Below are 11,047 nucleotides of genomic sequence, written 5' to 3'. Positions count from 1 at the left end.
AATGCGAGTTTCTGCTGTTCAATGGAAGACCTTTGAGAACTTTAAAAAATTATTCAGGCACTGGACGGATAAGATAACCTGGATCGTAACGGGTTTATGGCAGATGTATAAAAATTTGATTCTTATGGCAAATATCCAGATCAACCCAAATCCACCGCCTGTTTTTAATGAGCTGGCCCAAGCATAAATCGGAGATTTGAGATCAAGATAAATATTGACCCGAATAGATTTTAATGATATACAAAATAGTTTTTATGCAACACCTGAACAGGCAGGTGTTGTTTTTTCTATTAATCCTTGCTCTGACTGATTGTCAGGGCTTTATATCCGTAAGGAGAAAAAATGAGGAAGTATGAAACTGTTTTTATTTCTGACCCCGATCTTCAGGATCAAGCTCGTGTTGACCTGTTTGATAAAGTCAGAAATATTATTGCGCAAGAAAATGGTATTTTTTTAAATTTTGATGAGTGGGGCAACAAAAAGCTTGCCTATGAAATCAAGAAAAAATTACGTGGTCATTATGTATGTGTCACTTACGGCGGAACTGGCGATCTTATAAAAGAACTTGAGAGAAACTTTCGTCTTAGTGATGATGTGATGAAATTTATGACCATCCTTCTTTCTGATGATGTAACGGCGGAACAACTTGAAAAAGAAGCTCTGGAAGCGGAAAATCAATCCAAACAGGTAGATGAGATAGAAGAAAAATCTGTTGAAGAAGAGACTGTTGAGGAAAAGGCAGACAAAGAATCTGCTGAGGAAGAGACTTCCAAGGAAGATGAAAAAGTTGAAGAAACCAAAAAGGAAACGGAATAATTAAGATTGAAGGGAAATGACAATGTATAATAACCGTAGAAATCAAAAAAGCGGTGGTAAAAATAAATTTTATCAACGTCGCAAAATATGCAGATTCTGTGTGGACAATGATCTTGAAATAAACTACAAAACTCCGAAAGCACTCAGACAATTCATTACAGAACGGGGGAAAATAATTCCCAGAAGAATCACGGGCACCTGTGCCAAACATCAGCGCCAGCTTACTGTTGCCATCAAGCAATCTCGCCAGATAGCGCTGCTGCCGTTTGTTGGCAGGCCTATGTATTAAAAAAAAGCAGGAGTAATGCAGGTGACGGGTACATTAATACAACCTACAGCGATTAAGGATATTCTAATCGGTATCCTTTTATGTGTGCTGATCATTGCCATCATGTATATCATGCCGTTGATCGGTATCTTTGCCTGGCTGTTCCTTCCTTTGCCTGTTCTGTTTTACAGGCTTAAGGCAGGAAGAAACGGTAGCGGTATTATCGTGGCGGCAAGCTTGGCTGTTCTGATTGTATTTACCAATAACTTTGCATTTAATACGCTCTACTTTGGTTCTTTATTGATGACAGGTTTTTTCCTTGGTGAATTTATAGAAAAACACTTAACTATTGAAAAAATTATGCTATACACAGGCCTTGCAGTTCTGGGGACCTGCGGTGCTGTTTTGCTTATTTATTCTTTAACTCAAGCCCAGGGAATTGAACAATTAATTTCAAATTATGTGTCCAGATATCAAGCTTTATCAACCCAACTTTTTTCAGAATCGGCTCAACTTTATCCGGAAATAAAAGTTGACCAGCAAATGCTTGAAAAAGCAAGTTCATTGTTTGTTATGATTTTTCCGGGAATATTTATCAATTCGTACCTTATTATGGTATGGCTTAACATCCTTTTTATAAAAAAGTTATTATTAAAAAGAGGCATTATTATCAAAAGTATTGAAAATTTAAATCAATGGAAAGCGCCCGATTATTTGGTATTTGGTGTAATTGCTTTATCTGTTTTAATATTTTTACCCGTAGATATGTTAAAATTACTTTCTGTAAACTGCTTGATAATTTTAATGTTTGTATATTTTTTCCAGGGAATTGCAGTGGTATCATTTTTTTTTCAAAAAAAGAACGCCCCTTTTGCATTGAAGTTTTTTTTTTACATCTTAATTGCAATTCAACCTCTTTTTATGTTCCTTGTCATCGGATTTGGATTGTTTGATACTTGGATCAATTTTAGAAAACTTGATACGGCTACATGATAAAAAAAATAAACTAAAAGTCAGCCTCATTAAAGAAAAGAAAACCGGCTGAATTTTTTTGGAGGTTTAAATGAAAGTTATATTAAAAGAAACTATTGACACGCTTGGCATCGCAGGAGCAGAATGTGATGTGGCGCCAGGGTTTGGTCGCAACTATCTTCTGCCTCAAGGCAAAGCCATTCTTGCTACACCCCAGAACAGAAAAGTCATGGAACAGGCAAAAGCAAAACTTGAGCTTCAGATTGCCAAAGAAAGAAAAATTGCTGAAGAGATGGCGGATAAAATTAAAAATGTTGTATGTACAATCAGCGCCAAGGTTCATGAAGAATCCCGTCTTTATGGATCAGTTACAACCCATGACATCAAAGACTCTCTAAACAGTCAGAACATTATGCTGGAACGACGGTCCATTCTTCTTGCCGAACCCATAAAAGAAATCGGTGAGTACAAAGTGCCCATTCGTCTTTACAAAGATGTTGAGCCTGAAATTACTGTAAATGTCATTGCTGAAAAAGAAGAAAAATAATATTTAACCTGCATCCGGGAAGATTTTAAAGTTTTCCCGGATGCACCTATTAAAAATTATATTGTGACCATAAAAAATAAAATAGCCACGGACCCACTTTTAATCAAAACACCTCCCCATGATATTGATGCGGAAGAATCAATATTAAGTGCTATATTTATTAATAATGACAGCCTTGATGATATTATAGACATAATATCTTATGAGGACTTCTATAAAGGCGCTCATAAAAAAATATTCAGGGTAATTATAGAGCTTGCCAACAAAGAAGAGCCTGCAGATCTTGTTACGGTTGCCAATCGGCTCAAAGAAAAAGAAGAACTTGAAAGTATCGGTGGAGTTGCCTATCTTGCAGCCATTTCTGATGCGGCCCCGATTGCTGTAAATGCTGTCCATTATGCCAAAATAATTAAGGGTAAAGCTTCTTTAAGACAATTGATAACTGCTTCTTCGGGTATTATTGAAAAATGTCTGAAAGATAAAGGCGATTTTGAAGATATTATTGATTTTGCCGAAAGCTCTATTTTAAATATTTCAGAAAAAAAATCGGGGAGTTCCTTTCAAAACTTAGGAGATTTGATCAATTTAAACATTGATAAACTTGAAGAACGGCAGGGAAAAGATGGAGGACTTTCCGGACTTTCTACCGGATATGTAAAATTAAACAATATTACATCCGGATTGCAAAAATCTGATTTGATTATTCTGGCAGCAAGGCCCAGCATGGGAAAAACAGCCTTTGCTTTAAACATTGCCAGAAATGTTGCCATTGAGGAACACAAACCTGTTGCCGTTTTCTCCCTTGAAATGTCCAACGAGCAGCTTTCCATGAGACTGCTAACTTCAGAAGCACGAATAGATTCAAACAGGCTTCGAACCGGTTTTATCAGCCAGGAAGACTGGCAAAATACAACGGATGCAGCGGGTATTTTAAATGAACTGCCCATTTTTATTGATGACACGCCTAATATTACTGTGATGGAAATAAGAGCAAAGGCAAGAAAGCTTTATCAAAAGCATAATGAGCTTGGCATAATTATTGTTGATTACCTTCAGTTGATGAAGCCCCCGTTTAGGACCGATCGAAGAGATCTTGAAATTGCTGAAATATCAAGATCTTTAAAAGCGCTTGCCAAAGAGTTGAATGTTCCGGTCCTTGCTGTATCTCAGCTGAACCGTATGCTTGAACAGCGCTCTGATAAACGTCCCATGCTGTCTGATCTTCGTGAGTCCGGCGCTCTGGAACAGGATGCAGACATTGTTGCATTTATTTACAGGGATGAGGTCTATAATAAAGAACCGGATAATCCTAAAAAAGGTACAGCTGAAATCATTGTTGCCAAAAACAGAAACGGTGCTACAGGCACTGCATTTATGCATTTTATGGGTCAATATACACGGTTTGAAGAACTTGCACCGGATTCATACCAGGAATTTGAATGAAGAGAAACCTTACCGGTAACACTTCCGGCCTGAGAAACACTCAGATCAAACGAATTGAAAATCTCTATAAATACAGCACGCCACCCGAGTATATTATAAATCCGGAACTCGCACTCCTTTTAGTTGAACTTTCCCATGATACCAGACGGCAGATCGGTCTTCTCATCGATCGAAACGGAAAAATTATTTATGTTGTTGTCGGAGAGTCCCACAGAATTGTCATTCCGATAACTGCAGGTTTTATGGCCCTTCCCGGTAAGCTCAAGGGGCTGCGCCTCATTCATACCCATTTAAAAGAAGAACCCTTGACAAGGGATGACCTCACAGACCTTGCACTGTTGCGACTGGATTATATCACGGCTATTTGTATCACACCGGGCGGCAAGCCTGGAACCGTTTATTCCGGGCATATCCTTCCGGATGAGGATTCAGCGCCATATCAAACTATAGCACCCGGCACCATTCATCAACTGAACATTGATTGTCTGGCTCAAATTCTGGCGCTTGAATCTGAGCTGACAAGAAAGAATTCTTTATACAAGCCTGAATCAGGCACTGAAAACGCATTTTTGATCAATGCAACGACTTCAGATCCCAAGAAAGCCTGGGCCTTGATGGAAGAACTTAAAGATCTTTGCAAAACAAGCAATATCAACGTGATTGGTACAGCTATCCAACGAAGAAAAACCATTGATCCAAAATTCGTTGTCGGCAAGGGAAAACTTTCAAGCCTGATTATTCAGGCGATTCAAAAGTATGCTACCATGCTGGTGTTTAACAGGGAATTATCTGCTTCTCAGATTCGTTCCATTACTGATTTTGTTGAAATGAAAGTCATTGACCGGACCCAGCTGATCCTTGATATTTTTGCCAAACAGGCTAAGTCAAGGGAAGGTAAATTTCAGGTGGAACTTGCCCAGATGGAATACCTTTTGCCACGACTGATCACTAAAAATACAGCCATGTCACGGTTGATCGGCGGAATTGGGGGCAGAGGGCCTGGCGAGACAAAGCTTGAAATCAATAGACGAAGGGTCAGGGAAAAGATCAACCGGTTAAAAAAAGAAATTGTCAAAATCCGCAAACAACGCCATCAGCAAAAATCCAGGCGCAAGCGAAAGGATTTACCCATTATTTCAATTGTCGGTTATACAAATGCCGGCAAATCAACTCTTTTGAATACCTTAACTCAAAGTAAGATTGTTGCAGCCAATCGATTGTTTGCTACCCTTGATCCATCCAGCAGGCGATTGAGATTCCCTAAAGACACAGAAGTCATTATCACGGATACTGTCGGGTTTATCCAAAATCTTCCAAAAGAGTTGATGCAATCATTTCATGCCACCCTGGAAGAACTGGCTGATGCAAATATTATCTTACATGTGATAGATATCAGCAATCCCCGTTATCAGCAGCAAAAAGAATCCGTAGAAAAAATTCTTAAAAATTTGAAACTAAATAAAATCCCTACCCTCTATGTATTTAATAAAATAGATCGAATTGATCTTGATTCTTTTGATGATAAATGGTTGCTAAACCAAGGTATTCTTATTTCCGCCACTCAAAAACAAGCCCTGAAACCTTTGGTTGAAAAATTGGAATCAATGATTTCGATAAAAAAATTAGGTGTTGACCGATAGAATTTTTTACACTAAATATGGAAAAAACAATCTATATATGGAATGAATATGGAAATAAAACAGCTGGACCAGATAATTATCAACAATTCGATTAAAAAAGACTCCATAGACATACCGGATTGTTTTGGAGAGTTTAATAAAAAAAACAAGCTTTGTTCAAAATATTGTTCAATATCTATACGATGCTGCATCCTGCATAATAAAAATCCAAAAATTGATATTTTGGAAAAATTATTAATCCACAATCATTATGCGATAAAACTTCAATAATTTTGTTTTGGTCTATGCGGAAGATTCAGGTCAAAGATTTGTGAATCCAGACGGTTAGCGGTTTTTTACATTCACTCAAAAATCTTGCCCGGGTTTAATATATTCTGGGGGTCAAATACCCTTTTAATCCCTTTCATTAGTTCAATTTGTGTGGCACCGATTTCAAGGGGCAAGTATTTCATTTTAGTCATACCGACCCCATGTTCTCCGGTAATGGTGCCCCCTAAGCTTAACGTCGCATTAAAAAGCTCATCAACAGCCTTTTCTGCCCTTTTTAACTCGTTTTCATCCGCTTTATTATACATGATATTGCAATGGATATTTCCATCCCCTGCATGACCAAAGCTGACCACCTTCAGTCCCGAGGTTTTTTGTATTTTTTGGGTCACCTGAACCAGGTCAGGTATTTTATCGATGGGAACAACAATATCTTCGTTTATTTTATTGCTTGCAATTTTATAAAGAATCGGAGATAACGCTTTTCTGGCATCCCATAATTTTTGTGCCGCAATGGTATCTTTTGCTACTAATACATCAAGGGCTTCATAGGAAAAGCATAATTTTTTTATATTTTCGGCATCTTTTTCAACACTGTTAACATCTCCATCCAGCTCTATTATCAACAAGGCCTTAATACTTTCAGGCAAGTCAAAGCTAAGGGAATCTTTTACAAGGTCAAGACAAGCTTCATCCAGAAATTCAACACATCTTGGGATAACCGTTTCCTTCATAATACCGGAAACAGTTCTGGCAGCCCTTTGTACACTGTCAAAAAAAACAGCCATTGTTTTAACAGTCTCAGGCTTTGGCAATAGCTTTAATGTAATTTCGGTAACCACTGCCAGGGTACCTTCAGACCCGACAATCAAGCGCGTCAGATCATACCCGGCAACCCCTTTTACTGTGGCAACCCCTGTTTTAATCACTTCCCCCGAAGGCAGCACAGCTCTTAATCCCAAAACATAATCGCGCGTGACCCCATATTTTACCGCTCTTGGTCCACCTGCGCATTCACCGATATTTCCCCCAATAGTACAAACAGATGAACTTGCAGGGTCCGGAGGGTAAAACAACCCTTTTTCTTCTACGCTTTTATGGATATCAGAAACAATAACACCGGGTTGAACTCTCACTAAAAAATTGTTTTCATCAATATCAAAAATTTTGTTCATACGGCTTGTGACCATCACAAGACCACCCTTTACCGGCACAGCACCCCCCGTCATCCCGGAACCGGCTCCACGGGGTACCACAATCAACTTTTCTTTTGATGCCAGTTTTAAAATCCGGGCGACTTCTTTTTCTGATTCCGGGAATACTATGGCATCCGGAAGAAAAGAATTTCCCGTAGCATCATAGGAGTAACACAACAATTCTTCTTTTTCTTTTGTGACGTTTGATTTTCCTGATATCTTTTGAAGGTGCCTGTAAACAGAATTGGAAAATCCCATTTATAATTTCCCTGTTTCGATTTTTTTAGAGAGATAGCTTACTTGTTCATAAAGAACGCTTTTTTGCTTTAACTCTCTTTCAATTGCATTGATGGCATATATGGCAGTTGCATGATATTTATTATAACTATTACCAATTTTTTTTATCGGCTGATCCGTATATTTTCTGGAAAGAAAAATAGCCATTTGCCGTGGTTTTACGATCCTCTTTTTCCGGGAAGCCGATACAATATCTTTTTCAGAAATTGAATACTCTTTGCAAACCATTTTTTTAATCGATTCAACAGTAATTCGTTTCTTTGCTTTTGTAATGTTTGCCAGAACACTCTTTGCAAGTTCAATATCAATATTGTATCCCATTAACTGTCCTTTTGCAGCCACACCAAACAGACCGCTTTCAAGCTGCCGGACATCGTCGCACAATTCCTGGGCAATATACTCAGTTACCTGATTGGGAATGTCATATCCAAAAATTTTGGATTTCTTTTTTAATATTCTGACCCGGGTTGCATAATCCGGCTTATCAATTTGTGTGACAAGTCCAAGGGTTAAACGGGACTTTAGCTGGACATTGAGTTTGGGAATATCATCCGGAAGCTCGCATCCTGAAAAAATGATCTTTTTATCTGCTTCAAGGAGGTTATCCAATGTGATGGCTAATTCATTTTGTGTCGCATCCTTTCCAGACAAAAAATGAACATTTTCAAGAATCAATACATCACATTTTTTCCTGTATTTTTCTTTGAACCTTTCTATGGTTTTGTTTTTCAAAGAAAATATCATTTCATTGGTAAACTCTTCTGCTGTTATATAATAGACCCTTTTGGAAAGGCTGTTTGTAATAATATGACGTCCGACGGCCTGGGACAAATGACTTTTTCCAAGGCCTGTTTTAGCTAAAATATAAAGGATATTAGAACCGTTTGTTTTTCCCTGGGCAAGGGATAATGCTGCAGAATACGCAAAGTTTGAATTGTCCCCCACCACAAAATCATCAAAAGTGAATCCTTTTTTGAACATCCGTCCGCTGTTAAACCTTACGTTAAGCCCGGGCAGATGCATTTGCTTTAATTTTTTCGATGGTAAAGGAACTGCTGGATATGCGCTTGTTTTTTTATTTTTTCCCACTGAAGCTGATTTTCCTTTGGAAGATACTTTAAATTCAATATTGATATCATTAATCCCTATTCTTGAAAACTCTTCTTCAAATATCGAAAGATAATTATCTTTTAACCGTTTGATAGAATAGGCATTTGGGCTGGATAGTTTAATATGATGATTATCATGCTCAAGAAGCTCGACAGGGTCTATCCACATCCTGTAACTATGATCGGGTACTATCTTTTTGATTTGGCATTTTACTTCTTCCCAGAATGATCCCATATTTTCCAAAAAAAAATCCTCTTCCCTTCAACTGCGAATTGAAACACAGGTTTATAAAGCAAATTTAATAATTACTAACGGATAAAACGGACATTTAAAAAAAGTATATTTTTAATTAATGAAATATCTTTTATTGGTCAAATCTAATAAGAAGCATTAGTATAATATTAGATTTTTGTTTGGCATAATTTTTTAATCATTTGATTTTATTAAATTTTTTCTGTGGAACAAAAATTTTTCTAAAAATTACAACCACTTCGACAACTAGTTATTTTTCCAGGAGATTTTAACATTTCAAAGCAAACTTTTAATTTCTAAAAAAATAAATTTCCTCCGATTTATTCCATTTTTCTTTTAATTGCTTTAAATTTAATAAAATTTCCATCTTTTTTTAAAACATGAATTTAACAGTAGTTTCACAATTTTATGAAATAAATTATATTTACACTTTCATTTTCCAATAGTATATTGCACTTTATTTTGCATTATTAAACTTTAATATTATAGATATTTTGATGAAACATTCACACACCCTTCCAATTATTGGCATTACCATGGGGGACCCTGTAGGGATCGGCCCCGAGATACTGGTAAAAGCTTTAAGTGATCCCAAACTTTATGCCTTGTGCAAGCCTGTGATTATTGGAGATTCATACATTATAAAACAGGCATTGAAATTTTTAAACTTCAACCATCATATTAATATCATAGATGATCCAAGACAAGGCAATTACCTGTTTAATACATTGGATCTAATGGATATCTCCAATATTAATATGGACTGTTCCGATCTTTCAGGGCCAACCATTGAAACCGGAATTGCCATGCAGGACTATATCATTAAAGGAATTGATCTTGCCTTGGCTAACCGCATTTCCGGCCTTGTGACCTGTCCCATCACAAAAACCGCTTTAAAGCTTGCGAACTCTCAATTTCATGGGCATACGGAATTGCTGGCGCATAGGACAAAAGCAAAAGATTATGCCATGATGCTGTCAGGCAATAAACTTAAGGTTGTTCTTGTCACTATTCATATTCCGCTATCCCAGGTGTCTGCCCATCTTACCATAGAAGGTATTATCAAAAAAATAAGATTAACCCATACTTCTTTAAAAGAACGGTTTAATATCAAAACGCCTAAAATTGCCGTTGCAGGATTAAATCCCCATTCAGGGGAAGACTCCATGTTTGGGCGGGAGGAAGAAGATATCATCGCTCCAGCTGTCAGGCTTGCAAAAGAGGAGGGAATGAAAGCCTTCGGCCCCCTGCCCCCGGATACTATTTTTTACCAGGCTGTCAATGGATGGTATGATGCTGTGGTTTGCATGTATCATGACCAGGGCCTTATTCCATTCAAGCTCATCCATTTTAAGGACGGTGTAAATACTACACTTGGCCTTCCTATTATCAGAACATCAGTGGATCATGGGACAGCTTATGACATAGCCTGGCAAGGAATCGCAGACCCTTCAAGCCTGACAGAAGCCATTAAAATGGCAGCATTCCAGGCCAAAAATAAAAAGCCGGGGATAAATGGATACTGATAAAATCATCATTGAAGGTGCCCGGCAACATAATCTTAAAAATATTAATGTTGAAATACCCAGAAACAGCTTGACTGTTATTACAGGGCTTTCAGGATCAGGGAAATCAACGCTGGCCTTTGACACATTGTATGCCGAAGGCCAGCGACGATATGTTGAGTCCCTTTCAACCTATGCCAGACAATTCTTAGGACAGATGGACAAACCAGATGTGGATGCTATTATCGGGCTTAGCCCTGCTATATCCATTGAACAGAAAACTGCCACTCACAACCCCAGATCAACAGTTGGTACGGTCACGGAAATTTATGACTATCTTCGATTGTTATTTGCGAGAATCGGTAAATCTTATTGTTATAAATGCGGGTTGCCCATTTCTTCCATGTCCATTGATCAAATCACTGATCGGGTTATGGATCTTGATAAAAAATCAAAAATTGTAGTTTTGGCTCCTTTGATAAACGGACAGAAAGGTTCCCATGAAAAACTGTTTTTAAAAATAAAAAAAGATGGCTTTGCCCGGGTCAGGGTTGATAGTGAAATCTATTTAATCGATGATCTTCCTAAACTTCCAAAAAACAAAAAGCACATCATTGATGTTGTTGTAGACCGACTGATCATTAAAGATGGTATTGAAAAACGCCTGACAGACTCCTTGGAACTTGCTCTTTCGTTGTCGGAGAGGCTTGTAACCATACTTGATCTGACCCGAA

The 11,047-nt window shown here is 37.7% G+C and carries 11 protein-coding genes and 1 pseudogene; 10 read left to right on the top strand and 2 right to left on the bottom strand.

The genetic code is table 11. From position 1 onward, the window contains the following. The 8 genes from QAI40_RS15045 to QAI40_RS15010 form a co-directional block, all read left to right on the top strand. Nucleotides 1-187, top strand: a 187-nt coding sequence (locus tag QAI40_RS15045; protein ID WP_299983459.1) for a hypothetical protein, incomplete at its 5' end; no start/stop codon positions are given. A 155-nt stretch (nucleotides 188-342) separates the two neighbouring features. Then, nucleotides 343-816, top strand: a complete 474-nt coding sequence (gene rpsF / locus QAI40_RS15040) for a 30S ribosomal protein S6 (RefSeq protein WP_299983461.1) — start codon at nucleotides 343-345, stop codon at nucleotides 814-816. A gap of 22 nt (nucleotides 817-838) precedes the next feature. Further along, complete coding sequence (gene rpsR, locus QAI40_RS15035; RefSeq protein ID WP_299983462.1) at nucleotides 839-1,105, top strand: 30S ribosomal protein S18; 267 nt, start codon at nucleotides 839-841, stop codon at nucleotides 1,103-1,105. Between the two features lie 21 nt (nucleotides 1,106-1,126). Beyond that, entirely contained in the window at nucleotides 1,127-2,077 is a 951-nt protein-coding gene (locus QAI40_RS15030) for a DUF2232 domain-containing protein (protein WP_299983464.1), read from the top strand. 70 nt (nucleotides 2,078-2,147) lie between these two features. Beyond that, nucleotides 2,148-2,603, top strand: coding sequence for a 50S ribosomal protein L9 (gene rplI, locus QAI40_RS15025; RefSeq protein WP_299983466.1), 456 nt, complete (start codon nucleotides 2,148-2,150; stop codon nucleotides 2,601-2,603). 63 nt (nucleotides 2,604-2,666) lie between these two features. Next, complete coding sequence (dnaB, locus tag QAI40_RS15020) at nucleotides 2,667-4,046, top strand: replicative DNA helicase (RefSeq protein WP_299983468.1); 1,380 nt, start codon at nucleotides 2,667-2,669, stop codon at nucleotides 4,044-4,046. After that, the gene (gene hflX, locus QAI40_RS15015; RefSeq protein WP_299983470.1) at nucleotides 4,043-5,686 is read left to right on the top strand and encodes a GTPase HflX; all 1,644 of its coding nucleotides are present in this window, start codon (nucleotides 4,043-4,045) and stop codon (nucleotides 5,684-5,686) included. Before dnaB ends, hflX begins: the two co-directional genes overlap by 4 nt. Nucleotides 5,687-5,734: 48 nt before the next feature. Continuing rightward, nucleotides 5,735-5,956: a hypothetical protein gene (locus QAI40_RS15010; protein WP_299983471.1), complete on the top strand. Its 222-nt coding sequence runs from the start codon at nucleotides 5,735-5,737 to the stop codon at nucleotides 5,954-5,956. Nucleotides 5,957-6,027: 71 nt separating this feature from the next. Here the strand turns inward: QAI40_RS15010 and QAI40_RS15005 are convergent, their stop codons facing one another. Both QAI40_RS15005 and dnaA read right to left on the bottom strand, forming a co-directional pair. After that, nucleotides 6,028-7,407, bottom strand: a complete 1,380-nt coding sequence (locus QAI40_RS15005; RefSeq protein ID WP_299983473.1) for an FAD-binding oxidoreductase — start codon at nucleotides 7,405-7,407, stop codon at nucleotides 6,028-6,030. Continuing rightward, on the bottom strand, nucleotides 7,408-8,790 hold the full coding sequence (gene dnaA / locus QAI40_RS15000) for a chromosomal replication initiator protein DnaA (RefSeq protein WP_299983477.1): 1,383 nt from the start codon (nucleotides 8,788-8,790) through the stop codon (nucleotides 7,408-7,410). It lies immediately after the preceding gene. A gap of 515 nt (nucleotides 8,791-9,305) precedes the next feature. Here dnaA and pdxA point away from each other — a divergent pair. Then, the gene (gene pdxA / locus QAI40_RS14995; protein ID WP_299983475.1) at nucleotides 9,306-10,334 is read left to right on the top strand and encodes a 4-hydroxythreonine-4-phosphate dehydrogenase PdxA; all 1,029 of its coding nucleotides are present in this window, start codon (nucleotides 9,306-9,308) and stop codon (nucleotides 10,332-10,334) included. After that, a pseudogene (locus QAI40_RS14990) lies at nucleotides 10,324-11,047 on the top strand (excinuclease ABC subunit UvrA); the annotation flags it as partial. The gene pdxA and the pseudogene QAI40_RS14990, both read left to right, overlap by 11 nt.

Origin of the sequence: Desulfobacula sp. (genome assembly GCF_030611305.1) — a bacterium.
Lineage (GTDB): Bacteria > Desulfobacterota > Desulfobacteria > Desulfobacterales > Desulfobacteraceae > Desulfobacula.
Note: the sequence above shows the minus strand (reverse complement) of the source record. Positions and strands in the feature narration are given on the sequence as shown.